Below are 23,339 nucleotides of genomic sequence, written 5' to 3'. Positions count from 1 at the left end.
CTGGAAAAATCACCAGGCGTGGAGCGCATCGTCCGGAAATTTTCCTTCCTTGACGGCGCGCACATAGGCCTCGATGGCGCCTCTGACCGAGCCTGCGTCCTTGAGGAAATCACGTACAAATCTGGCGTTGTTGCCAAGGTTCACGCCGAGCATGTCGTGCATCACGAGCACCTGCCCTGCGGTGCCGCTACCTGCGCCGATGCCAATCGTATGGCAGCGCTGCAGGGCCTGCGTGAGCTTGCGTGAGAGTTCGGCAGGCACCATTTCGAGCACAAGCATGGATGCCCCGGCATCTTGAAGCTCCAAGGCCTGTTCGTGCAGTGCGGCTGCGGCAACAGCATCGCGGCCCTGTACGCGATAGCCGCCCAGGGCATGCACGGTCTGCGGCGTGAGGCCCAGGTGCGCGCATACAGGAACGCCGCGTTCAACCAGAAATTGCACGACAGGCGCGGTCCAGCCGCCTCCTTCCAGTTTGACCATATGCGCGCCGGCTTGCATCAGGCGCGTGGCGCTGTGTATGGCTTGCTCGGGGCTTGCGGAATAACTGCCATAGGGCAGATCGGAGATCAACCAGGCGATTCCTTGGGCACGATGCAGGCCTCGCGCCACGCACTCGGTGTGGTATGCCATGGCGTCCAGCGAAACGCCAACGGTGCTATGCAATCCCTGGCACACCATCCCCAGGGAGTCGCCAACAAGAATGCACTCCACGCCAGCAGCATCTGCGATGGCGGCATAGGTGGCATCATAGGCAGTGATCATGCTGATCTTCTCGCCCGCCTCCCGCATCTGGTTCAGACGAGGCAGGCTGATGGGCTTGCGCCGAGGTAGCGGAGAAGCGGGAGGAATCGTGCCATAAGGTGTTCCACCGCTGGTGCTGACAGGGACCGACATGGCGTCTCCTTGTGTTCCTTGCTCGAAGTTGTCGCGAGTATAGGGGACTTGCCCTTTCCTTCTCCGCTTTGGCACTGGCCGTGAATGGCCAAGGCCTGCCTGAAGCGACTTCTTTCATCATCAAGTCGCCTGTGCAGCGGGTGCAGGAGCTGGTGGCGCTGCGTTGATGATTGCCGGGTTTTGCTGGAATATCTATACTTGAATGTTCAAACAGTCATTCCTTCTTAAACCCAAGCTGGAAGCCACTTCCAAGAGCAATCAGTGACCTGAATATCCCACAGATATTGAGGTCTGAATTACGCTGGGCCGCACAACAGATAGCACCATGACCATCCCATCCCACGTTCTGACTATGTGGTCCGCATTCTGTCTGGAGGAAGGCGGAATCGAAGACGAAAGATTCTACGAAGCATTCGGCTTCGGGGACTCACCGTCTATGGCGGATGAGCTCGGAAAGCTGGTGCTGGCTGGCATCAAGCGCGCAACTGCTGGATCAGTCTGGTCGTACGAGTCGAGCGGCAAAGGTATACCCAAGCCCGGTGACTTGAGCGTGGTAACCGACTCCAATGACACCCCGCTGTGCATTATCGAAACAGTTCAAGTTGATATTGTTCCGTTTCATGCCGTTTCGGAGGAGTTTGCAGCAACCGAGGGAGAAGGTGATGGCTCTCTCGACTACTGGCGCAAAACACATTTCGAATACTTCACAAGAGAATGCGAAAGATCAGGCCGCGCTTTCAGCCACGAAATGCTGCTCGCATGCGAGCGATTCCGTGTGGTCCATCCACGAGCGGCACGCAGTACGGTCTAACCCCTCGCCCACACGAGCCCAGGCGGAAAAGTCAGTTGTCAGCGAGGCCCATGAATTGGCGCTACCGGCCAGAAGAAGACATTCATTCAGGCACCACATCACCTACGCCACGCCAATTTCCGAATTTGTCTCGTAACTGAAATGCTGAACCGTAAGTAGTAAATCCATTAGCCATGAACTCAGTGGAACCTACTACCTCCAATCTCAGTGAATCGTTATATAGATTGCATTTGTATTTATATTGATTATTTTCAAGAGTGCTACAAACTATTAATCCGTCGTCGCTCATCACCGATTTATCGGTTATTTTACTTAATCGAACGGTCTTAACAATTGATTCTTGTAAGTATTCGGGTTTTTGTACTGCCGAAAAATTCATTATCCATTCTCCCTGGAGTCTATCCAAGGGTCCCTGGCTTTGTAAATCAAGACGATTCAAAAATTTTTTATCTTCTCCTGGTAACTGCAGGGTTCCTGAAATATACCAAGCCCCCTGATTCTCAATCACTCCATTGAAATCCAATCTTGCATTCCCAACTTCTGGCGCATCAGCCACGAGAGTCCCTGGCATGGTTGGACCTCCTAGAAATCGACCACCTCGGTATCTTTTCAAAGGGACAACGTCTTCATTATATGTACCGGTAAAAGGGTCTTTGCCGATCAAAGAACTTCCCATATGAAAAGTAGGTTGACCGTTAGGCAGATAATCAAAAACCTGTAAAATAACTGTTTGTCCTTGTCTGTCAACACTCAATCCACGCCCAGGCTTACCCGTCAGTTCATCGGAAATAATCCAAGTCCCATTGGATGGAATGCGCAGACCATCACACCCAGAGGGCATGTAAGTGTAGTCAAAAAAAGCGCACAGTACATATGCCGGACTTATTGGACCTAGTCCGCGCATTGTTCCAACTAACCTTAGGGCTCTATTGCTTTTATCGGTTACATTGCCAACAACCTCCGACCCCACCATTTGAAATCGTAAATTCTGGTATTTCGGCTCTTTAGAGTTATCGGCGGAAGAAATGCAATGAAATGCCTGTGGCTTCAGTGTTCGTTCACAGCTATAGCGACTAGTTTCAGATTTACGATATATGGTAACCTGATATGGGTTTTTTTCTGTTGCCGTCAGATAAACGCTTAGTAAATCCGTAAATTTTCCCTGCTGGTCTTGAACCCACCATATGCTGATATTTGCTCTGCTTCCGTGGGGCTCCGTAGGTTGCAGTTGTGCATCTTCCAACTCACGGTCGTTCACTAAAAATCGCTCGATTGCTACCGTTGGTTCGCCTGGAAGTTGAATTGTCCCTACAAGACCGTTGGTGAAGTTTAGTGTCACGTTGCCTAGTGATCCGGTTTCCACCGCGTCCCGGGCCTCACCTCCAAAACTACGCCCGCCTTGGTACTGCATCAACGGTGCAGTGACTGTGTTGCCCTCCATTTGACCTGTTGCAGTGTAAAAGGTCGCATCGCCGTTTTTTTCATAGCCAAACACCTGCATAAAGAATGTGTTGCCTTGCACATCAATCGCCAAACCACGACCAGGCTTGCCGTCCAGCTCTTCGGAGATGACCCAGGTGCCAGCTTGTGGAGTGAAGTCGCGAGCTGCCCAACTGGCGGTGCAAGAAAAAACTGCTAACGAGACTACGATAGCGGAGCGTAAAAAACGAATTCCATTTGAGATTTGCATTTTCTCTCCCGATTTTTTATCAGTATAGATTGAAGTCTCTTTATAAACCAAGTGACTGCTTTGGGTCGTTCAGTGACAGTCGCAGATCGGCCAAGAGCAGTCGGTCTCGCCAGATGAAAGCAGACGCTCAACGTCCCAGCTAAACGGGCGAAAACGTCAGGCCACCAGGCCCAGGGCCGTGATAACGGTGCCGTTACGCACCCGACGCAATGAAAAATTGGGACTGGAGACCCAAAGATGCGACAACCATATGGTGTGGAATGCATTACTGCAGGCCAATATCAAAAGAGATTTACAAAGCTGAGAATCACCGACCAGGCCAGCTCAAGCAAAGCCCACGCAGAAAATAATCCGTTCACCACAAGAAAAAGCGCGCCAACGGCTATCACTAAAACGATGAATTGCACCGCCTTCATACGGAGAAGTCCCCCGGAAAAGCCAATTTTTTCACTGTGCATGTTTGGCTCCTACCGATATGCCAAATCGCGTACCCTTGACCAATTTTTGGTGGGTTATGCACGATCCAGTCGCCTATCAGCAGTGAATCAATTCAAAGGGACACTCCCTAGCCCCATCAGGTTGCCATGACGGTCGCGCATTTGCAGTGCGTTATAGCTGCGGTTATTGGTTTCCTGGTGAAAGTAAGCCTTCATGTCTACACCATCATGCGGCCATGTGCATTGAACACGTTGAGGTCTAGATGCATCAGGGCGAACACAGCCCACGGTGCCGTCGTCACTGAGCACTTTATCTCCGTCCACGGTGGTCAAGTTCACCAGTCGTGCCTCTCGTTGGATACCTGTACTCGACTGGAATCTGAGCCACCACTGGCCGAGCAGCCCTTGTGCAGAGACAGCGCCGGACTCCAATGCCATTCGTACCATGCGCTTTGGTCCTTCTCCCGGTATGTAGGCAATGCCAACCAAACGTGCAGCATCAAATCCTTTTTGCACCTCATTTTCGGAAAAGCGAATATGGAAATCCCCTGGGAATTCCAGCATATGGGCACTCGCCGGTGGGCCTCCAAACCAACGTCCTCCTGCATACCGGTGCAGCTGAAAACTCGGTTCAATGTGTTGGTAAGTGCCGCTCCCCATATGAAAGGTCGGCTCCCCACTGGGTAGGTAGTTAAACACCTGTGCAAGCACCATGCCATTTTGCACATCTATGGCAAAGCCACGCCCAGGCTTGCCTAACAACTCGTCTTCAATTACCCAGGTGCCACTGCTTGGCGTCGACACCTGTTTGCAGTTATTAATATCAGCTACATATACGTCAAGCTCCGTTCCGCAGCCGGTAATGCTCACACCACCTCCACCACTTACAGCAATGCCATTCATCGATAAGCGATGAAGTACTCCGTCTTTCAACAAGTCGACCGTGCCATAAACATCGGTATTTGCGACGTTCAGTTGAACCTCTCGGACTGCACCTGCAGATTCATTACTCTTGCAGGAATACGCGTCACGCCCTGTCAACTTCTCACAGGACAGGCGCTGCCGATTAGCATTGGCTTCCGTATGTAAACTCATCACCATGCCTTCACCGGCTACGCCAGAATTCCCAATAGTAAGCTCGGAAAAAAAGTGATGTTGCGCTTCGGCATCAAACGTCCCAATCAAAAAGACACGCCGCATTCCCTTCTCGGTGTAGCGCATTTCAAACTCAGCGCTCTTCATCTGAAAGCGCTCAATGGCTACTTTTGCTTCCCCAGGAAATTGCACCGTCCCCTGCAACCCATTGTCAAAGCTGACCGTAACGCTCCCCGGCGAGCCATCTTCCACCGCATCCTGCGCACCCCCGCCAAAGCTGCGCCCACCTTGGTATCGTTTCAGTGGTACGGTGATGTTGTTGCCTTCCATCTGGCCAGTAGCCGTGTAAAAAGTGGCGTCACCATTTTTCTCGTAGCCAAACACCTGCATGAAGAAGGTGTTGCCCTGCACATCAATCGCCAACCCTCGGCCGGGTTTTCCGTCTAACTCGTCGCTGATAACCCAGGTGCCCGCTTGCGGTGTAAAGTCTCGAGCGGCCCAACTCGCTGTGCCTGTGAAGGCTACCGCAGATGCGAAGATAATTGAGCGCAAGGCATGAATGCTGAAATTGCACGGCACGGACTGTCTCCCAGTGTTTATGTAGTCAGTATAGAAGACCAAACTTCTAAGAGCCGCTAACACAAACCTTGATACGTCGTTGCTTCGCCTTGTCGTACGCCTGTACTGCCTGCGGCTTCGCGCCTCGTCTCAACCGCAAATCTACGATTTGCTGGGTTGTGTTAGCGGCTCTAAATCGCGAGGCTGACGCGAACGCGCTGTACGAATACCTGCGGCCGCGCTGGCTTCCACTTTCGTTCTTGAACACGACAACAACCAGTATCGGCGGCAGCGGTCACAGGTTTGCCAAAGCTCAGGGGCTGAAATCTGCCTGAAGGGGCCGATCAAACGGGCGTGATGATCGACAGCTTCTGGCTGGATACACCCCTTTGCACCAAACGCTACGCAATAGACATCGACAAACAACCTCTGCCCCGCAATCAAAAAGCCGCCTGAGATAGTTCCCTCAGGCGGCTTTGGATTTCATGCACAGGCGTCTCTCAGCCTTCGCCGCCCCCCGCACCGCGCACCTCACCACCAGCCTGCCACCCTCCCGCCAGCGCCTTGTAGACGGCGATGCTGTTGCGCAGGGCTTCCACCTGGCTTTGCGAGCTGGCGTCCTGGGCGGCGAGTTGCTCGCGTTGGGCGTCGAGCACTTCGTACAGGCCGATGGTGCCACCCTGGTACATGCGCTGTGCGAGTTTGGATGCCTTGTCGCGCTGCTGCGTGGCGGAGGTCAATACCTGCAGCTCTTCGCGGCTGCGGTTGGCGCGCACCAGGGCGTTTTCGGTTTCCTCCAGGGCCTGCAGCACGCTTTGCTGGTATTGCGCCAGGGATTCGGCAGCGCCCGCCTCGCTGGCCGCAATGCGGGCGCGCACGCGGCCCACGTCCAGAAACGACCAGTCCACGCCCAGGAAGACGCTGCTGGTGGCCGTGCTGCCTTTGAAGAGGTCGTTGCCGCCCAGCGCAAAGCTGCCCAGCAGCCCACCGATGGACAGGCGCGGAAACAGGTCGGCTGTGGCCACGCCCACACGCGCCGTGGCGGCGTGCAGGCGTGCCTCGGCAGCCGCAATGTCGGGGCGGCGGCGCAGCAGTTCGCCAGGCGTATCTGCGCGCGGCACCGCGGGCAGGCGGGGCAGTTCCTGGGCGCTGTCCAGCATGGCGATCAGATCGCCCGGCGGCAGGCCTGCCAGCACGGCCAGGCGGTGCTGCAGCACGGCGGCTTGCGCCTGCAGGTTGGGAAGGCGCGCCTCGGTGCCCAGCAGCAGGGCACGGGCGCGGCTGGCGTCCAGGTCTGTCGCCATGCCTGCCTGCAGGCGCCGCTCTACCAGCTGCAGGGTGTCGCGCTGGTTGCGGGCGTTGGCCTGGGCAATCTGCAGCCGCAGCTGGGTGCCACGCAACTGCGCGTAGCTGTCGGCCACCTGCGCGGCAATCACCACCTGCAGCGCGGCCAGATCGGCCTGCGTGGCCAGCCTTTGCGCCTGCTGCGCTTCCACGGCGCGGCGCACGCGGCCAAACAGGTCTACCTCCCATTGCGCGGCAATGCCTGCGTTGTAGCTGCGGGTGGAGCGCGGCTGGCCGGGGCTCAGCTGATCCTGGCTCTGCTTTTGCTGGGTGGCGCCCGCATTCATGGTGACGGTGGGAAAGCGTTCCATCTGCGCCTCGTTCAGCACTGCATCGGCTGCCTGCAGGCGTGCCAGGGCTGCGCCCAGGTCGTGGTTGCCGCCCAGTGCCTGGCGCACCAGGGCTGTGAGGGTGTCGTCGCCAAATTCGCGCCAGAAGGCAGCGTCGCGCACGTCGACCGATGGCAGCGGGGCCGCATCAGTCCCCGCCCTCGCCTCCTGCCGGGAAAACTGTGCGGGCGTTTGCACGGCGGGTGCTGCGCTTTTGAAATCCGGCCCCACGGCGCAGCCGGACAGCGCCATGCTGCATGCCAGGGTCATGCTGCTCAACAGGAGGGGTTTAGCCATGGACATGCTCCGAAGGGGGAATTGCGGAAGAAGGGGTTTGCGGATGCTGCCGCAGTTGCGTGCCGCTGAGCTTGCGCAGCGTCACGTAGAACACGGGTGTGAGGAACAGGCCGAAGATGGTGACGCCCAGCATGCCCGAGAACACGGTGATGCCGGTGGCGGCACGCACCTCGGCGCCTGCGCCATGGCCGATGAGCAGCGGCACGGCCCCGGCGATGAAGGCAATCGAGGTCATCACGATGGGGCGCAGGCGCAGGCGGCAGGCCTCCCGCGCAGCGTCCCAGATGCTGGCGCCCTGCATTTCCAGCTCGCGCGCAAATTCGACGATCAGGATCGCGTTCTTGCAGGCCAGGCCCATCAGCACCACGAGCCCCACCTGCACGAAGACGTTGTTGTCTCCGCCCGAGAGCCACACGCCAAAGAGCGCCGCGCAGATACACACGGGCACGATCAGGATGACGGCGAGCGGCATGGTCCAGCTCTCATACAGTGCCGCCAGCACCAGGAACACGAGCATCACGGCCAGCGCAAAGACGATGGCTGCCGCATGGCTTTGCTCCACCTGTTGGTAGCTCATCTCCGTCCAGGCCAGCTCGATGCCCGGTGGCAGCACCCGGTCGGCAATCTCGCGCAGCTTGGCCAGGGTTTCGGCAGACGAGAGCACATGCGGGTCGGCGTCGCCAATCAGGTCAGCTGCCGGAAAGCCGTTGTAGCGCAGCACCGGGTCGGGCCCATAGCTGGGCTCCACGCTCACCATGGACGCGAGCGGCACCATGTCGCCCCGGCTGTTGCGGGTCTGCAGCCTGCCAATGTCTTCTGCCGTCTGGCGGTAATCGGCATCGGCCTGCAGCATGACGCGGTACACGCGGCCAAAGGCGTTGAAGTCGTTGACATACACCGACCCCAGGTAGGCCTGCAGCGTCTGGAACAGGTCGTTCAGCGCCACGCCCTGGGCCTTGGCCTTGGTGCGGTCCACCTTGACTTCCAGCTGCGGAATGTTTGACTGGTAGGCGCTCACCGGGTAGTGCATGCCCGGCGTCTTGGCGATTTCGGCCTGGAAGGCGCCCAGCGCCTGCTGCAGCGCAGCATAGCCAAGGCCCGCCCGGTCTTCCAGAAACAGCGAGTAGCCCGAGCCATTGCCCAGCCCCTGGATGGGCGGCGGCATGAGCGCATAGCCAAAGCCGCCATCCATGCCCGAGAGCTTGCCGTTCAGCTCTGCGCTGATGTCGGCGGCGCTGCGCTGGCGCTCGCCAAAGGGTTTGAGGATGACGTAGGCGCTCGTCAGGTTGGGCGTGTTGGTGCCCTGCAAGGCGTTGAGGCCAGCGAACGCGGGCACGGAATGCACGCCCTCCACCGACAGCGCATGTTGGGTGAGCTCGCGCGTCACCTCGTCGGTGCGGCTGAGCGATGCGCCTTCGGGCAGCTTGGCACCGGCAAAGAGGTAGAGCTTGTCCTGCATGGGGATGAAGCCGCCGGGCACGGTGTTGAACAGCCAGGCCGTGCCGCCCAGCAGCGCCACGTACACCACAAATACCACCCCGCGCATCTTGAACGAGCGCCCCACAACCTTTTCATAGCCGCTGGCGCTGCGATTGAACATGCGGTTGAACCGCTGGAAGAACCAGCCCAGGCCCGCATCCATGCCGCGTGCCAGCCAATCCTTGCGCGCGCCGTGGCCTTGCAGCAGCTTGGCGGCCAGCGCTGGCGAGAGCGTGAGGGAGTTGATCGCCGAGATGACGGTGGAGATTGCAATCGTTACCGCAAACTGCTTGTAGAACTGGCCCGTGATGCCATCGAGAAACGCCATGGGCACGAACACCGCACACAGCACCAGTGCAATGGCGATGATGGGGCCCGACACTTCCTTCATCGCCAGGTGCGCAGCCTCTCGCGGGCTGTGGCCTTTTTCAATGAAGCGCTCCACGTTCTCCACCACCACGATGGCGTCGTCCACCACGATACCGATGGCCAGCACCAGCCCGAACAGGGTCAGGGTGTTGATCGAGTACCCCAGCAGGTAGAGCCAGGCAAACGTTCCAATGATGGACACGGGCACGGCCAGCAGCGGAATGATGGAGGCGCGCCAGGTCTGCAAAAAGACGATGACGACCAGCACCACCAGAATCACCGCCTCGATCAGGGTGCGCTGCACCGCCTCAATGGAGTCGCGCACGAACACCGTCGGATCCCACAGGTATTCAAACGAAGCGCCCTGCGGCAGGGTGGCCGAGAGCCGGTCGAGCGTCTTGTATACCTCGTCAGCCACACCCAGCGCATTGGCCCCGGGCGTCAGAAAGATGCCGATGGCCGCCATGTTCTGGTTGTCCAGCGCGGCGCGCAGGGTGTAGTCGCTGGCGCCCAGCTCAATGCGGGCCACATCGGCAAGGCGCACGATCTGGCCGTCGGCGCCGGTTTTCAGAACGATGTCGCCAAACTCCTGCTCGGTCTTGAGGCGCCCCTGCACATTGATCGACAGCAGTTTCTCCGTGCCCTTGGTGCTGGGCTCGGCGCCCAACTGGCCTGCGGAGACCTGCACGTTCTGCTCGCGTATGGCGGCAATCACCTGGTTGGCCGTCAACTGCCGGGCCGCCACCTTGTCCGGGTCGAGCCAGATGCGCATGGCGTAGTCGCCCGAGCCATACACGCCGACATCGCCAATGCCGGGCAGGCGCGCAAGCTCGTCCTTGACCTTCAAGGTGACGTAGTTGCGCAGGTAGAGCGTGTCGAGCTTGCCGTCGTTCGATGCAAGGCCCACGTACATGAGCGGCGTGGCCGACTGCTTTTGCGTGGTGATGCCGTATTGCCGCACTTCCTCGGGCAGGCGGCTTTGCGCCTGGCTCACGCGGTTTTGCACGCGCACGGCGGCTGCGTCGGGGTCGGTGCCGGGGCGGAAGGTAGAGACGACCTGCAGGCTGCCATCCGACGCCGCAACCGATTTCATGTACATCAGCCCTTCGACGCCATTGATGGCCTCTTCCAGCGGCACGGCCACCGACTCGGCAATCTCCTTGGGGTTGGCGCCCGGGTAGGTGGCGCGCACCACCACGCTCGGGGGCACCACTTCGGGGTATTCGCCCGATGGCAGCTGCGGAATGGCAATCAGGCCAACGGCGAACATGATCACCGACAGCACGATGGCAAAGATCGGCCTGTCAATAAAGAATTTTGAAAAATCCATAGCACCCTCCGCTTATTGGCCGGGCGCTGTGGCCGGTTTTTCTTCTGACAGAGCCGCCTGTGGCTTGCCCGCTTCGGCCTGTGGCTTGGGGGCCAGCGGCATGCCTGGGTAATAGATGCGCTGCATGCCTGCCACCACCAGCTGGTCGCCCGCCTGCAGGCCTGCCTCCACAATCCGCCGGCCCTCGAACATGCGGCCCAGTTTCAACTCTCGCCGCTCAGCGCGGCCGCCCTCGCCCACCACGTAGGCGTACTTGCGGTCCTGGTCGGTCAGCACCGCCTTGTCGTCGATCAATACGGCCTGAAAATCGCTGCGCCCCTGCATCTGCACGCGGGCAAACATGCCGGGCGTGAAGAGGCCCTGGTCGTTGGCGAGCGTGGCGCGAACGGTGAGCGTGCCCGTCTGCGGATCGAGCCGGTTGTCGGTAAAACCCACCTGGCCGGTGTGCGGAAAACCGTCTTCGTTGGCAAGGCCGATGCGCACCTGCGCTGCTCCTGCGCCCCCGCTTCCATTCGTTGCCCTTTGCTGCCTGCTGCGCAGCAGGCTTTGCTCGTCGGCATCAAAGTACACATACACGGGGTTTTGCGACACCACGGTGGACAGCACGCTCTGGTTGGCCTGGGCCAGGTTGCCCGCCGTCAGTACAGCGCGCCCCGCCACACCGCTGATGGGCGAGCGCACCTCGGTAAAGCCCAGATCCAGCTGCGCGGCGGCCACGGCGGCCTCTGCCGCCATCACTTCTGCCGATGTCTGCGCCAGGGTGCCTGCGCGGTTGTCGGCCTCTTCGGCGGAGATGGCGCGGTCTGCCAGCAGGTCGCGGGCGCGCCGGTCCTGCGTTCTGGCCAGAGCCTGCGCCGCCTTGGCGCGCTGCAGCTGGGCCTGGGCGCTTGCCAGCGTTGCCTTGTAGGGCCTTGCATCAATGGTGAACAGCACCTGCCCCTTGCGCACGGCCTGCCCTTCGCTGAAGTTCACGCTGTCGATGTAGCCGCCCACGCGGGGGCGGATCTCCACACTCTCCTTGGCGGCAATGCGGCCATTGAAGCTGTCCCACTGCTGCACCGGATGCAACTGCACCTGCGCCGTACTGACCTGTGCTGGCGGCGGCTCGCCTGCGGCAGCAGGTTCACTCCCCCCGCTGGCCTGCTTGCAGGCGGTTAAACCGACTAGCGCCATGCTGGCCGCGGTTGCAAGGCCGGTGCGCACAAACCAGTGCGCGCTGATTGCTGATGTCATTGTTCAATTCCATGAGTGGACGGCAAACCCGAACCGCAGGCGCGACAGGGAGCCCCATCCGTTGGCCTGCCAGACCGGTGTGCTGGCAGACATGAAGGCAAAGCACGAGCGTGGCCGCAATGACCACACAGAGACAAACCCTGCTTTTGCCCGTTGCTGCGCCGCATTTTTCAAGTTAAAGTAAGCTTTAAGTCAATTGAAAAATGGATTACCACCATGAATCCTGGGGATGATGAGCTGCTGCCGATCGGCATGATTGCGCAGCGCAGCGGGGTCAACGCCTCCGCATTGCGGTACTACGAATCGCTGGGTCTGATCGAATCCGTGCGCAGCGGCGCGGGCCACCGCCGCTACCGGCGCTCCAGCCTGCGGCGGGTGGCCTACATCGTGTTTGCCCAGCGCCTGGGTTTTCAGCTCGAAGAAATTGCCGCGCAGCTCGATGGGCTGCCCAAGCACCATGCGCCTACGGGCGATGAGTGGAGCAGCATCTCGAAAACCTGGATCAACCGCGTAGATGAACGCATCCAGGAGCTGATGCACCTGCGCAGAAGTCTGGAAGACTGCATTGGCTGCGGCTGCCTGTCGATGAAGGTGTGCAACATCTTCAACCGCGCCGACTGCATTGCAGAAAAAGGCGCCGGCCCCCGGGTCTGGCTGGGCGACCGGCTGGTGCCCGCGCAGGACGAAAGCTGCCACGGATGCGCTGCAGGGCCTTCACCGCATGGGCTGGACGCGGATCGGGATGCACCGCAAGGCGCCTGTTGAAGGCAATCGCTGTAATCGCTGTCGCCACTGACGAAGAAAACAGCGCAGCGGCTCGCGCCAGACGGTGTTCAGACCGCGATCAGACCGTGGCCGGGCGTGTTGCTCGCGCCCGCAGCGCCCCCTTAGCGCGCGCCCTCCTCACAGTTTGCGGGCCAGCAGCACGCCGCAGGCGGCCAGGGCCAGCAGCATCCAGGCCACCATCGTCCACCCTCCTGCCTGGGCCAGCACGCCGGCCGCCAGTGGCCCGAGCAACTGCCCCACATAGCTGCCCTGCAGCATGAAACCAATGGTGGGCGGCACCAGCGCCGCGCTCGGCGCGGCCTTGGGCGCGCCTGCAGTCAGGGCGCCCGGGATGGAGCCCATGCACCCGGTCATCAGCATGGCAACGGCCACGGACGCCTGCATGGGCAGTGGAACCCAGAACAGCAGCGCAATGCACACCGCACCGATGGTGAAGCCCGCCCCCACCACCCGGCGCGGCGCCACGCCACGCCGCATCAGCGCACCGGCACTGATATTGCCCAGCACATTGACTGCCACGATGGCGGCGCTCACATAGCCCGCCTGCCGTGCGGACAGGCCCAGCAGATCGCGCAGCAGCAAGGGGAGAAAGCCGGAAAACGCGAAATAGATCATCGCGTACGTCGCAAAACACAGCGCAATCAGCTGCGCCCCCCGCGCCTGCGCCACACTGCGGATAGCGTTCCATGCGCCGCTGCCCACGGCCGTTGACGCCACCGCAGGCATGGCAGGCAGGCACAGCCACAGCACGACGCCACTGGCCACGGCCAGCCAGCCATTGAGCTGCCACAGCAGCTGCCAGGACACGGGGTAGCCCAGCGACGCCGCCACGGTGGCGCCCAGCATCATGAGGGCAATGCCGCTGGGCACCGCCGTGCTCGACAGCGCCATGGCCAGGTCGCGCTCGCGGGGCGCGGCCTGGCGCCCCACCACGCTCGACGCGCAGATCAGCAACACGACCACCGCAATGCCTTCCACCACGCGCGACGCGATCAGCAACCCGATCCCCGTGGCGAAGCTGCCGGCAAAGTTGGTCAATGCCAGCACCGCCACCCCCGCGCACAGTACCTTGCGCGCATCGAAGCGCGAAACCATCAGGCCCAGCGGCATGGCCAGCACGGCGCCCACAATGGCAAGCGACGAGATGACCAGTCCGGTTTCCCGCAGGCTCAGGTGCAGCGGCGCGCCTTGCAGAAGTGGCAGCGCGATGATGGCCTTGCCAATCTGGAAGGCGGCATTGAGTGACGCGAAGATCGCCAGCGCAATGTTGCGCCAGGAGGTGTGATGGGGTTGTGCTTGCATATCCGCCAGATCAAGAAGAACAGGAAATGGCCTGCAGTCTAAAAATTGAAGCGCACTTGAAGTCAATGCCAATTCTGGCTATGACACCCAGAGCCTGTCGCTATGCGCAGTCACTGTGCACGGCCACCAGGACCGCTCCAGGGCGGCTGGAGCCGTCAGCCGCGCGATTCTTCGTCGAAGATCGACGCTTCAAAACCGGTGTTCACAAAGCCTTCGGTCGACTCCAGCAGCGCGGCGATGATCTGTGCGCTGGCATTGGCCGCCCCTCGGTGGTGGTGCGCAAATTGCAAGGCGGCCTGCTGCATCCTGCTGTGCAGCGCAGGCTGGGTGGCAATCAGCACGGCCTGTGCAATGCCTTGCGCCATGCCGTCAACGCGCAGCGCAGCACCGGCCTCGGCACTGCTGGCAGCTGCCTGCGTAAAGTTGAAGGTGTGCGGCCCCATCACCACCGGGCAGCCACACGCGGCTGCCTCGATCAGGTTCTGGCCGCCCAGGGGTTCAAAGCTGCCGCCCAGCAGGGCTGCATCGGCCAGGCCATAGTACAGCTGCATCTCGCCCATGCTGTCGCCCAGCCACACGTCGGCAGCCCCCGGGCCATCCTGCCACTGGCTGCGGCGCGATACGCTCAGGCCCGCGGCGGTGAGCAGCTTTTCCACTTCGTCAAAGCGCTGCGGATGCCGGGGCACGATCAGCCACTGCACAGCGCACAGGCTTTGAGAAGGCGTCTCAAAGACATGAGACGCTTCGCTATTGATAGCATCTGGCGCCTGCTGGGCGGGCGCGAGCGCCTTGCTTTGCAACACCACGTCCAGCCACAGCTGCTCCTCGCCCTCTCGGCTGCTGGCCAGCATGACCACCGGCTTTTGGGAGCCATGCCGCCACGCCTGGCCCTGGCCCAGTTGCTGGGGATCGGGCTGCACGTCGAACTTCAGATTGCCCAGCACGGCCTGCACCGGTGCCCCTACCTCGCGCAGGCGTGCAGCATCGGCGTAACTTTGGGCAATGACGGCAGACAGTCCCTGGTAGGCCGGGCGCGAGAGCCATGCAAGCCGCCTGGCGCCGCGCAAGGATTTTTCATTGAGCCGCGCATTGGCCAGCACCAGCGGCACATGGGCCTTCTGGCATTCGGCCACGAGCCCCGGCCACATCTCGGTTTCCATCAGTATGCCGATGGCGGGTCGAAAGCGCCGCAGAAAGGACCGCACGGCTGCCTTGTCGTCCCATGGCTGCCAGACCTGGATATCACCGGGCAGCAGCAGTTTCTTGCCCTCTTCCCGGCCGGTGGCCGTGCCGTTGGTGAGCAGCAGGCGCAGCGATGGGATCTGCAGGCGCAGCTCACGCAGCAGAATGGCGGCAGCGCGCGTCTCCCCCAGCGAGACGGCGTGAATCCACACCAGCGGCATATCGGGCAGCGCCTGGTAGGAGGGGATATCACCGTAGTCACCAAAGCGCTGCTCCACCGCTTGGGCGTAACCGGGCTCGGCCACCGCGCGGCGAGCCAGCTTGCGCCGCACCAGCGGCCGCGCCAGGCGCGCCGCACAGCGGTAGAGAATCAGGCTCAGTCCCATGGCGCTTTCCTGGCGGCGTTGGCGTTGGTGGCGGGGATGTCAGTGCGCAGCGCTGCCAACCACGGCATCGGGCTTGACCTTCAGCAGCAGGGCTTTCATGTCCTGCTCGATGCGGTGCAGCGCTGCCTGGTTGTGGCCCTCGAAGCGCAGCACCAGCACCGGGGTGGTGTTGCTTGCGCGGATGAGGCCAAAGCCATCGGGCCAGTCGACGCGCAGGCCGTCAATGGTGTTGATGACGGCAGGCGCGGCAAAGGCGGCAGGCGCCATTTCCTGCAACTGGGCGGTGAGCTTGTGCGGCTCGCCCTCTTCGCAGGCCACGTTCAGCTCGGGCGTGCTGTAGCTGGTGGGCAGGGCATTGAGCACGGCGCTGGGGTTTTGCGCGCGGCTCAGGATCTCCAGCAGGCGGCAGCCGGCGTAGGTGCCGTCGTCAAAGCCGTACCAGCGTTCCTTGAAGAAGATGTGCCCGCTCATCTCGCCACCCAGCGGTGCATTGGTTTCGCGCATGCGTGCCTTGATGAGCGAATGGCCGGTCTTGAACATGACGGGCTTGCCGCCTGCCGCCTCGATGGCGGGCGCCAGGCGCTGCGAGCATTTCACGTCGTAGATGATTTCGCCGCCAGGCACCCGCGAGAGCACATCCTGCGCAAACAGCATCATCTGGCGGTCGGGGAAGATGTTCTGGCCGTCCTTGGTGACGATGCCCAGGCGGTCGCCGTCGCCATCAAAGGCCAGGCCCAGCTCGGCGTCGGAGTTCTGCAGCGCCTCGATCAAGTCTTTCAGGTTCTCGGGCTTGCTGGGGTCCGGGTGGTGGTTGGGGAAATTGCCATCCACCTCGGAAAACAGCTCGGTTACCTCACAGCCCAGGGCGCGGAAGATGCCTGGCGCCGTGGCACCGGCAATGCCGTTGCCGCTGTCGACCACGATTTTCATCGGGCGAGCGAGCTTCACGTCGGACACGATGCGCTCCTGGTAGGCCTGCGTCACATCGGCCTCGCGCACCTTGCCGCCGCCCTGCATGCGCCAGGCTTCCTTCTCCATGATCTGGCGCAGCTTCTGGATCTCGTCGCCGTAGATGGCACGGCCACCCATGACCATCTTGAAGCCGTTGTAATCCTTGGGGTTGTGGCTACCGGTGATCTGGATGCCGCTGTGGCACAGGGTGCTGGCCGCAAAGTACAGCATCGGCGTCGTGACGCGGCCAACGTCGATCACCTCGACGCCCGCCTCCACAAGGCCCTGGATCAGCGCGCGGCCGAGTTCATCGCCCGATAGCCGGCCATCGCGGCCCACGGCCACCACCATCTCGCCTGCGGCCAGGGCCTGCTGGCCAAAGGCGCGGCCGAGTTTCAGCGCAACGCTTTCGTTCAGCGTGCTGGGCACAATGCCGCGAATGTCATAGGCTTTGAAGATCGATGGAGAAATCGGCACAGTACGAAACCCTTTGGTTGGCCCGGCGCACACAAAAACGGCTTCGCTCGGAAGCCGCGATGCCGGGAGCAGGCTATTGTAGGCACTGTGTGAGCCGCTTCCGGCCAGAAGGCACATGGCCCCGGCCTGCCAACGAAAGGGGTTGAGAGCGAGATAGGCCATGAGTGCCCGGCACACTTGCACTACAAGCTATAGAATCAATAGCAATCACCACAACGCATCAATTCGGCGCAAGAATGTCACCAATCACCGCCCCCGCGCCCGCTAGCATGGAGCATCTGTTACCAGCACCCATTGCCAGCATCTGTCCGAGGCCTTTTCCTGCCGTGACAACCGCTTTGCGCTGACCCGCCCCCACCATGCCCAGCACCACCACGCCCCAAGCCCCGGCACAGACCGTCTCTCCGCCAGCCGCCCTGCCCTCTGCCGCATCGATCCCCGTCATGCGGTGGTTGCCGGAATTTGTTGTGCTCGCCGTTCTGTGGGGCGCATCGTTTCTGTTCATGCGCCTGGGCGCTTCGCAGTTTGGCCCCGTGCCCACGGCAGGCCTGCGCGTGGCGCTGGCCGCGCTGTTTCTGCTGCCGGTGATGCTGGTGCGCGGCGAGTGGCCCGCGCTGCGCGCGCACTGGCGCCCAGTGCTGTTCTCGGGCCTCATCAACTCGGCCATTCCGTTTGCCCTGTTTTCCTATGCCGTGGTGCACATGCCCACCGGCATGGCCTCGGTACTCAATGCCGCAGCGCCATTGTTTGGCGCGCTGGTGGCCTGGCTGTGGCTGGGCGACCGCATCACGCCGCTGCGCGCCATCGGCCTTCTGATGGGTTTTGCCGGCGTCGCCCTGCTGGCCCTGTATGACCGGCCGGCAAGCACCGGAGGCGGCTGGGCCGCCTACACCGCCATTGGCGCCTGCCTGTGCGCATCGCTCAGCTACGGCATTGCCGCCAGTTTTGCCAAGCGCTACCTGGTGGGCGTGCCGCCTCTGGCTACGGCCACCGGCAGCATGATTGGCGCTACGCTTGGCCTGCTGCTGCCCACCATGGCGCTGTGGCCCGCGCAGATGCCGCCCCTGTCGTCTTGGCTGGCAGTCGCGGCGCTGGCCCTGCTGTGCACCAGCATTGCCTACATTCTGTATTTCCGCATCATCCAGACGGCCGGGCCCAGCCGGGCCATTGCGGTGACCTTCCTGGCGCCGGTGTTCGCCCTGCTCTACGGCAATTGGTTTCTGGCCGAGCCCATCACGGCCTGGATGGTGGGCTGTGGAGCGATCATCATCGGAGGCACCATGCTCTCGACAGGGCTCATCGGGGCCAAGAAGGCCTGAGCGCCGCCCAGCAAAGGCTTCTTTCAATGCCTTCTTAGAGATGGCCTGATTTGCAGTCGGCGCACAGTCCCTGCAGGCGCAGCTCACTCTGTGAAGGCGCCAGGCCCTGGCCCTGCAAGGTCTGCAGGTACTGCGCCATGGCATGGGCAATCTGGGCATCGGCACTCTCGTCCAGCGCCTGCACCTGGTGGCAATCGGTGCATTCGTAGCGCACGTGCAGTGCCTCGGCATGGGTGGGCACCGAATAGCGGGTCAGGCGTTCGCTGTCCACGCTCTTGACCAGCCTTCCGGCGGCGGCCAGCCTGTCGAGCAAACGGTAAGTGGTGACCCGGTTCACATCCACGCCCATTTTCTGCAGGCGTGCCTGTACATCGGCAGCAGACCACTGCATGTCCGGCTGCGCGGCCACCAGGGCCAGCAAGGCCTTGGTGGCACGCGTTGCGCGCATGCCGGCGGGCAGCGCGTCTACACGCAGGGCAGCAGTTGTGGTGGAGGGGGTACGTGCGGACATGGGGCGAATGAACCAATGCTGATGCAATTGTGTTGCATTATGCCTGTCCAAATGCATGCACAGGCATTGCCACCTATTTCAGCCAGCTGGCAAAGCGGGTTTCCAGCTTGTCCACCTTGGGGCTGACCACGTATTGGCAGTATGGCTGGCGGGGATTGTTGTCGAAATACTCCTGGTGGTAGATTTCAGCTGGCCAGAATTGGCTGAGCGGTGCCACTTCGGTCACCACCGGCGCGCCGAACTGGCCGCCGTCTGCCAGCTGCTGAACGAATGCGCGCACTGCTGCCAATTGCTCTGCACTGGTGGTGTAGATGCCGCTGCGGTATTGCGTGCCCACATCATTGCCCTGGCGATTGGGGGTGGTCGGATCGTGCGTGGCGAAGAATATCTGCAGCACCTGCGCAAGCGGCAGCACGCCCGGCTCGAACACCAGCTCAATGCACTCGGCGTGGCCAGTGGTGCCGCTGCAAACCGCTTCATAGCTGGGTTGGTCCACATGGCCGTTGGCATAGCCGCTGGTCACACTCTGGACGCCGCGCACCCGTGAGAACACGGCTTCGGTGCACCAGAAGCACCCTCCCGCCAGATAGATTTTTTCGGTAGTGGAACGTTCTTCGATGGCCATGCGTGCTCCAGGAGACATATGCAACAAGTGACGGTATGGCTGACTGTTGTACCAGAGAAAATGTGGCCCATTTCGTCAGCGCATGGCTTTATTTGCGGGCGGCCTCCAGGCCATTCAAGAGCCGCTCGGGCTTGACGGCAAGGAACTGCGCCACTACATTAATAACCAACGGGTCAGTAATTTTTCCTGGCCTTTGGGGTATACGCCATCTCTCCTCCTGGCACTGATTTCCTTCTGTTCACATGGGCACTCCCACCTCCGACCTTCCACCGGGCACCAGCTCTGCACCTGCTCGAAGAAGCAGGCGCAAAGAAGCGCGCCCGGGCGAACTGCTGGACGCCGCGCTCGATCTGTTTGTCAGCAAGGGGTATGCCGCCACCAAGGTGGAGGAAGTGGCGCGGCTTGCGGGGGTCTCCAAGGGCACGCTCTTCCTGTACTTTCCCAGCAAGCAGGATCTGTTCAAGGCCGTCGTGCGTCATGTGCTGGCCGACCGCTTTGCCGAATGGAGCCTGGAGCTGGACAACTACCAGAATGACACCGCCAGCCTGATCCACTATTGCTACGAGGTCTGGTGGACGCGCATCGGCGCCACCAAGGCCTGTGGCCTGCCGCACCTCGTGATGGCCGAGGCCAACAATTTTCCCGAGATTGCCGCGTTCTACCGGCAGGAAGTGGTCGTGCCGGGCAATCGCCTGGTCGAGCGCATTTTGCAGCGCGGCATCGACCGGGGCGAGTTGCGCGCCATGGATGTGGGGTACGGCACCACCCTGGTACTGGCCCCGCTGATCTTCTGCGCCATTGCCCAAAGCTCGGGCGGGCTGTGCCTGCCCAACCCGCAGTTTGACGTACCGGCATTCTTGCGGCTGCAGGCCGACACCCTGGTGCGCGGCCTCGCCCCCGACGCCGAAGGTGCCCTCCCATGAAGGCCGCGCCTTGCCCCGCCCTGCCGCATTTCAACGCTGCCAAGCCAATGATTTTGCGCAATGGTTGGTGCAAAAGCGGTGCCAACCCGCGCAAGCGGCGTAAGCAGCCTAAAATCAGGGGTTTGTCATCGTTTTATCTCACCCCACAAGTCAACTGGAGTCTGGAATGAGTTTGCCCTTGAACATGGTCACGAATGGAAGTGATAAGTACCAGCTCGCACGCTACAACATGGTGGAGCAGCAGGTGCGCCCCTGGAGCCTGGGTGATGAGCAGGTGCTCGAGCTCATCGGCACCCTGCGCCGCGAAGAGTTCGTACCCGATGGCCTGCAGGACATGGCTTTCATGGACATCCAGTTGCCGCTGCTTGGCGACGATGGCGAAGAGGCCATCGCCAACGGCCACTGCATGATGCCTCCGCGCGTCGAAGCCCGTGTGCTGCAGGACCTGAAGCTGCAGCCCAACGACAACGTGCTCGAGATCGGCACCGGATCGGGCTACATGGCTGCGCTGATGTCGCGCCTGGCCAAGCAGGTCACCACCATCGAGATCGAGCCAGCCCTGGTCGAGCTGGCCCGCGCCAATCTGCACCGTGCGCAGATCAGGAATGTGGACGTAGTGCTCGATGACGGCTCCAATGTCAAGGCCATCGGTGGCACCTACGACGTGATCGTGCTCAGCGGCTCGGTGCACGAAGTACCGGCAGCCTTCTTTGACAAGCTCAACGAAGGCGGCCGCCTGATCGCCTTTGTCGGCAATGAGCCGATGATGCGCACCACGCTGTACACCCGCACCAACGGCAAGATCGACGTGAGCCAGCCTTGGGATATCGTCGTGGCACGCCTCAAGGGTTTCCCGGAAGCGCCGCGCTTCAAGTTCTGACCTCGCACCCATTGCCATGCAGCAGCCCCTTGTGCGGCTGCATGGCGGAAAGAAAGCTATGGAGCAAATCCGCCCTGCACAACTGCAAGAATGGCTGGCCCGCCACGCCGGGGCACAACCCCTGGTGCTGGATGTGCGCGAGCCCTGGGAAGTGCAGACCGCCTCGGTCAGCCCCGATGGCTTCGAGCTGCTGAACATTCCCATGCAGCAGATCCCGGCTGCCCTCTCGCAGCTGGACGAAGACCGCCCGATTGCCTGCCTGTGCCACCACGGCATGCGCAGCCTGCAGGTGGCGCATTTCCTCACGCAGAACGGCTTTACCGAGGTGTCCAACATCACGGGCGGCATCGACCTGTGGAGCGCAGAGCGCGACCCCCGCGTTCCTCGCTACTAAGACCCGCAAGACCCGTCAACTCAGAGCCGCCTGCGCTGGATGAACAAGCGCCTGCGCCCCATCTCCTGACCTACCATGCGCCCAGCACCTGCCCTGCCCCGCCTCTTGTGGCTCCACACCTGCATTGCAGGCGCATTGCTCGCTGTGGGCGGCACTGCCGCCCACAGCCAGAGCCTGTCGCAGATGGCCGAGCAGGCCAGCGGCTACGACGCTGCATGGCTGGCCGCGCGCGCCAATGTGGACGCCGCCATCAGCCGCGCAGAGCAGGCCCGTGCGGGACTGCTGCCACAGGTCGCCCTGCAGGCGCAGTCGCAATACAGCCGCACCGAAGTCAGCAAGCCGGAGCTGACGATCACCGGCCCCAACCACCAACTGGGCCTGGTTGCCAGCCAGCCGCTGTACCGGCCCGCCAACCGCATTGCACTGGAGCAGGGAAAGCTCGGCGCCAACATCGCCAGGCTTCAGCTTGACGCCGCAGCCCAGGACTTGCTGGTACGGGTGGCCCAGGCCTATTTTGATGTGCTAGCTGCCGAAGACACCATGCGCTTCGTGCAGGCACAGAAAGCGGCGGTGCAGGAGCAACTGGCCGCCGCCAAGCGCAATTTTGATGTGGGCACCGCCACCATCACCGATTCGCGCGAGGCCGAAGCCCGTTTCGACCTCGTCCGCGCCCAGGAAATTGCCGCCGACAACGATCTGACTGTCAAGCGGCTCGCGCTCGACAATGTGGTCGGCATGCCCGGCAACCAGCCCTGGCCGCTGCAGCAGCCCGCCAGGCTGCCTGCGCTCATGCCCGACAGCGTGCTTCCCTGGGTCGATCAGGCCCAGGCCGATCAGTTGCAGATCCGCATTGCACAACTGGCGGTCGACAATGCCCGGCTCGACACGAAAAAGGCCGAAACCGGCCACCTGCCCACCGTTGACCTGCAGGCCAGCGTAGGCCGGCAGTTCTACCCCAAGGGCAGCATCACCATGCCCACCAATGGCTATAACGCCAACCAGGGCACGGTGGGCGTCGTGCTGAATGTGCCGCTCTTCTCCGGCTTTGCCGTGCAGAACCGGGTCAAGGAAACCGTGGCCCTGGAAACCAAGGCAGAGGCCGACCTGGACAACGCGCGCCGCACGGTGACGCAAACCGTACGCAGTGCCTTTTTCGGCGTGCAGTCGAGTGCCAGCCAGGTCAAGGCTCTGGAAGCAGCCGAGGCCAGCAGCCAGCTTGCGCTGGACGCCAACCGCACCGGCTACGAAGTTGGCGTGCGCATCAACATCGACGTGCTCAATGCCCAGAGCCAGCTGTTCCAGACCAAGCGCGATCTGGCGCAGGCGCGCTACAACACCCTGCTGGGCCAATTCAAGCTCAAGCAGGCGAGCGGCAATCTGACACTGGACGATGTTCGCGCCGTCGATCTGCTGCTGGCCAAACCACAACCCCCCGCGAAACCCTGAGGCTGCAGCAGCAGCCACCGCCACAGAGGCAGCAAGGGCCGCAAATGCGGCCCGGGTGCGAGATAGTCACGGATTCGTAGCGCGATGAAAATAAAAAGGCCTGGTATGTGCACCAGGCCTTTTGACTTTGTTGGTGGGTGATACATGGATCGAACATGTGACCCCTGCCGTGTGAAGGCAGTGCTCTACCGCTGAGCTAATCACCCGAAGAAAGCCGCCTTTGCAGGCCACTTTCCAAAAAACTGGTGGGTGATACATGGATCGAACATGTGACCCCTGCCGTGTGAAGGC

Annotated in this window: 20 protein-coding genes and 1 tRNA gene; 8 read left to right on the top strand and 13 right to left on the bottom strand. The window is 61.6% G+C overall.

Annotated features, from left to right (window positions below; all coding sequences use genetic code 11):
- Positions 1-9 precede the first annotated feature (9 nt).
- The gene (gene panB, locus ACH2DG_RS16340) at positions 10-894 is read right to left on the bottom strand and encodes a 3-methyl-2-oxobutanoate hydroxymethyltransferase (RefSeq protein ID WP_395027457.1); all 885 of its coding nucleotides are present in this window, start codon (positions 892-894) and stop codon (positions 10-12) included.
- 325 nt (positions 895-1,219) lie between these two features.
- Here panB and ACH2DG_RS16335 point away from each other — a divergent pair, with 325 nt between their 5' ends.
- Positions 1,220-1,705 carry an ASCH domain-containing protein gene (locus tag ACH2DG_RS16335; RefSeq protein WP_395027455.1) on the top strand — a complete coding sequence of 162 codons (486 nt, stop codon included), beginning with the start codon at positions 1,220-1,222 and terminating at the stop codon, positions 1,703-1,705.
- A gap of 82 nt (positions 1,706-1,787) precedes the next feature.
- Here ACH2DG_RS16335 and ACH2DG_RS16330 read toward each other — a convergent pair whose 3' ends face one another.
- From ACH2DG_RS16330 to ACH2DG_RS16305, 6 genes are all read right to left on the bottom strand, one after another.
- On the bottom strand, positions 1,788-3,446 hold the full coding sequence (locus ACH2DG_RS16330; RefSeq protein WP_395027453.1) for a hypothetical protein: 1,659 nt from the start codon (positions 3,444-3,446) through the stop codon (positions 1,788-1,790).
- A gap of 230 nt (positions 3,447-3,676) precedes the next feature.
- On the bottom strand, positions 3,677-3,853 hold the full coding sequence (locus ACH2DG_RS16325; protein WP_395027451.1) for a hypothetical protein: 177 nt from the start codon (positions 3,851-3,853) through the stop codon (positions 3,677-3,679).
- 87 nt (positions 3,854-3,940) lie between these two features.
- Positions 3,941-5,506 carry a hypothetical protein gene (locus tag ACH2DG_RS16320; RefSeq protein WP_395027449.1) on the bottom strand — a complete coding sequence of 522 codons (1,566 nt, stop codon included), beginning with the start codon at positions 5,504-5,506 and terminating at the stop codon, positions 3,941-3,943.
- Positions 5,507-5,985: 479 nt separating this feature from the next.
- The gene (locus ACH2DG_RS16315) at positions 5,986-7,455 is read right to left on the bottom strand and encodes an efflux transporter outer membrane subunit (protein ID WP_395027448.1); all 1,470 of its coding nucleotides are present in this window, start codon (positions 7,453-7,455) and stop codon (positions 5,986-5,988) included.
- The gene (locus tag ACH2DG_RS16310; protein WP_395027447.1) at positions 7,448-10,633 is read right to left on the bottom strand and encodes an efflux RND transporter permease subunit; all 3,186 of its coding nucleotides are present in this window, start codon (positions 10,631-10,633) and stop codon (positions 7,448-7,450) included. Before ACH2DG_RS16310 ends, ACH2DG_RS16315 begins: the two co-directional genes overlap by 8 nt.
- A 12-nt stretch (positions 10,634-10,645) precedes the next feature.
- Positions 10,646-11,866, bottom strand: coding sequence for an efflux RND transporter periplasmic adaptor subunit (locus tag ACH2DG_RS16305; RefSeq protein WP_395027446.1), 1,221 nt, complete (start codon positions 11,864-11,866; stop codon positions 10,646-10,648).
- A 216-nt stretch (positions 11,867-12,082) separates the two neighbouring features.
- Between ACH2DG_RS16305 and soxR the strand changes: the two genes are divergently transcribed.
- Positions 12,083-12,631 (top strand): redox-sensitive transcriptional activator SoxR, encoded by a 549-nt coding sequence (gene soxR, locus ACH2DG_RS16300; RefSeq protein WP_395027444.1) that lies wholly within the window; start codon positions 12,083-12,085, stop codon positions 12,629-12,631.
- 138 nt (positions 12,632-12,769) lie between these two features.
- Here soxR and ACH2DG_RS16295 read toward each other — a convergent pair whose 3' ends face one another.
- The 3 genes from ACH2DG_RS16295 to ACH2DG_RS16285 all read right to left on the bottom strand — a co-directional run bounded on the left by ACH2DG_RS16295 (position 12,770) and on the right by ACH2DG_RS16285 (position 16,950).
- On the bottom strand, positions 12,770-13,954 hold the full coding sequence (locus tag ACH2DG_RS16295) for a CynX/NimT family MFS transporter (RefSeq protein ID WP_395027442.1): 1,185 nt from the start codon (positions 13,952-13,954) through the stop codon (positions 12,770-12,772).
- Positions 13,955-14,109: 155 nt separating this feature from the next.
- Positions 14,110-15,522, bottom strand: a complete 1,413-nt coding sequence (locus ACH2DG_RS16290; protein ID WP_395027441.1) for a 3-deoxy-D-manno-octulosonic acid transferase — start codon at positions 15,520-15,522, stop codon at positions 14,110-14,112.
- Between the two features lie 39 nt (positions 15,523-15,561).
- Entirely contained in the window at positions 15,562-16,950 is a 1,389-nt protein-coding gene (locus ACH2DG_RS16285) for a phosphomannomutase/phosphoglucomutase (RefSeq protein WP_395027440.1), read from the bottom strand.
- Positions 16,951-17,309: 359 nt separating this feature from the next.
- On the opposite strand from ACH2DG_RS16285, the gene ACH2DG_RS16280 reads away from it, so the two are divergent.
- The gene (locus ACH2DG_RS16280) at positions 17,310-18,269 is read left to right on the top strand and encodes a DMT family transporter (RefSeq protein WP_395027439.1); all 960 of its coding nucleotides are present in this window, start codon (positions 17,310-17,312) and stop codon (positions 18,267-18,269) included.
- 34 nt (positions 18,270-18,303) lie between these two features.
- Here ACH2DG_RS16280 and ACH2DG_RS16275 read toward each other — a convergent pair whose 3' ends face one another.
- On the bottom strand, positions 18,304-18,780 hold the full coding sequence (locus ACH2DG_RS16275) for a Fur family transcriptional regulator (RefSeq protein ID WP_395027438.1): 477 nt from the start codon (positions 18,778-18,780) through the stop codon (positions 18,304-18,306).
- Between the two features lie 73 nt (positions 18,781-18,853).
- Positions 18,854-19,405: a peptide-methionine (S)-S-oxide reductase MsrA gene (gene msrA / locus ACH2DG_RS16270; protein ID WP_395027436.1), complete on the bottom strand. Its 552-nt coding sequence runs from the start codon at positions 19,403-19,405 to the stop codon at positions 18,854-18,856.
- Between the two features lie 242 nt (positions 19,406-19,647).
- Between msrA and ACH2DG_RS16265 the strand changes: the two genes are divergently transcribed.
- The 5 genes from ACH2DG_RS16265 (at position 19,648) to ACH2DG_RS16245 (ending at position 23,048) form a co-directional block, all read left to right on the top strand.
- Entirely contained in the window at positions 19,648-20,328 is a 681-nt protein-coding gene (locus ACH2DG_RS16265) for a TetR/AcrR family transcriptional regulator (RefSeq protein WP_395027435.1), read from the top strand.
- Positions 20,325-20,498 carry a hypothetical protein gene (locus ACH2DG_RS16260; protein ID WP_395027434.1) on the top strand — a complete coding sequence of 58 codons (174 nt, stop codon included), beginning with the start codon at positions 20,325-20,327 and terminating at the stop codon, positions 20,496-20,498. The genes ACH2DG_RS16265 and ACH2DG_RS16260 overlap by 4 nt, the downstream gene beginning before the upstream one ends.
- A complete protein-coding gene (locus ACH2DG_RS16255) occupies positions 20,495-21,208 on the top strand; it encodes a protein-L-isoaspartate O-methyltransferase (protein ID WP_395027433.1) in 714 nt (237 codons plus the stop codon). The genes ACH2DG_RS16260 and ACH2DG_RS16255 overlap by 4 nt, the downstream gene beginning before the upstream one ends.
- Positions 21,209-21,266: 58 nt before the next feature.
- Positions 21,267-21,602 (top strand): rhodanese-like domain-containing protein, encoded by a 336-nt coding sequence (locus ACH2DG_RS16250; protein WP_184711620.1) that lies wholly within the window; start codon positions 21,267-21,269, stop codon positions 21,600-21,602.
- 75 nt (positions 21,603-21,677) lie between these two features.
- Positions 21,678-23,048 (top strand): TolC family outer membrane protein, encoded by a 1,371-nt coding sequence (locus tag ACH2DG_RS16245; RefSeq protein ID WP_395027432.1) that lies wholly within the window; start codon positions 21,678-21,680, stop codon positions 23,046-23,048.
- Positions 23,049-23,179: 131 nt separating this feature from the next.
- Here ACH2DG_RS16245 and ACH2DG_RS16240 read toward each other — a convergent pair.
- Positions 23,180-23,254, bottom strand: a tRNA-Val gene (locus ACH2DG_RS16240).
- Positions 23,255-23,339: the final 85 nt, after the last annotated feature.

It is taken from the genome of Comamonas odontotermitis (genome assembly GCF_040396735.1).
In the GTDB taxonomy this organism is placed as follows: Bacteria; Pseudomonadota; Gammaproteobacteria; order Burkholderiales; family Burkholderiaceae_C; genus Comamonas; species Comamonas odontotermitis_C.
The sequence above is the reverse complement of the archived record's forward strand: the minus strand, read 5'-3'. Positions and strand labels throughout refer to the sequence as shown.

Coding starts and splice junctions, on each gene's coding strand:
- ACH2DG_RS16290 (WP_395027441.1), bottom strand. CDS start 15,522: ATGGGACTGAGCCTGATTCTCTACCGCTGTGCGGCGCGCCTGGCGCGG.
- ACH2DG_RS16315 (WP_395027448.1), bottom strand. CDS start 7,455: ATGGCTAAACCCCTCCTGTTGAGCAGCATGACCCTGGCATGCAGCATG.
- ACH2DG_RS16245 (WP_395027432.1), top strand. CDS start 21,678: ATGCGCCCAGCACCTGCCCTGCCCCGCCTCTTGTGGCTCCACACCTGC.
- ACH2DG_RS16255 (WP_395027433.1), top strand. CDS start 20,495: ATGAGTTTGCCCTTGAACATGGTCACGAATGGAAGTGATAAGTACCAG.
- ACH2DG_RS16260 (WP_395027434.1), top strand. CDS start 20,325: ATGAAGGCCGCGCCTTGCCCCGCCCTGCCGCATTTCAACGCTGCCAAG.
- msrA (WP_395027436.1), bottom strand. CDS start 19,405: ATGGCCATCGAAGAACGTTCCACTACCGAAAAAATCTATCTGGCGGGA.
- soxR (WP_395027444.1), top strand. CDS start 12,083: ATGAATCCTGGGGATGATGAGCTGCTGCCGATCGGCATGATTGCGCAG.
- ACH2DG_RS16305 (WP_395027446.1), bottom strand. CDS start 11,866: ATGACATCAGCAATCAGCGCGCACTGGTTTGTGCGCACCGGCCTTGCA.
- ACH2DG_RS16335 (WP_395027455.1), top strand. CDS start 1,220: ATGACCATCCCATCCCACGTTCTGACTATGTGGTCCGCATTCTGTCTG.
- ACH2DG_RS16325 (WP_395027451.1), bottom strand. CDS start 3,853: ATGCACAGTGAAAAAATTGGCTTTTCCGGGGGACTTCTCCGTATGAAG.
- ACH2DG_RS16310 (WP_395027447.1), bottom strand. CDS start 10,633: ATGGATTTTTCAAAATTCTTTATTGACAGGCCGATCTTTGCCATCGTG.
- ACH2DG_RS16265 (WP_395027435.1), top strand. CDS start 19,648: ATGGGCACTCCCACCTCCGACCTTCCACCGGGCACCAGCTCTGCACCT.
- ACH2DG_RS16275 (WP_395027438.1), bottom strand. CDS start 18,780: ATGTCCGCACGTACCCCCTCCACCACAACTGCTGCCCTGCGTGTAGAC.
- ACH2DG_RS16250 (WP_184711620.1), top strand. CDS start 21,267: ATGGAGCAAATCCGCCCTGCACAACTGCAAGAATGGCTGGCCCGCCAC.
- ACH2DG_RS16280 (WP_395027439.1), top strand. CDS start 17,310: ATGCCCAGCACCACCACGCCCCAAGCCCCGGCACAGACCGTCTCTCCG.
- panB (WP_395027457.1), bottom strand. CDS start 894: ATGTCGGTCCCTGTCAGCACCAGCGGTGGAACACCTTATGGCACGATT.
- ACH2DG_RS16295 (WP_395027442.1), bottom strand. CDS start 13,954: ATGCAAGCACAACCCCATCACACCTCCTGGCGCAACATTGCGCTGGCG.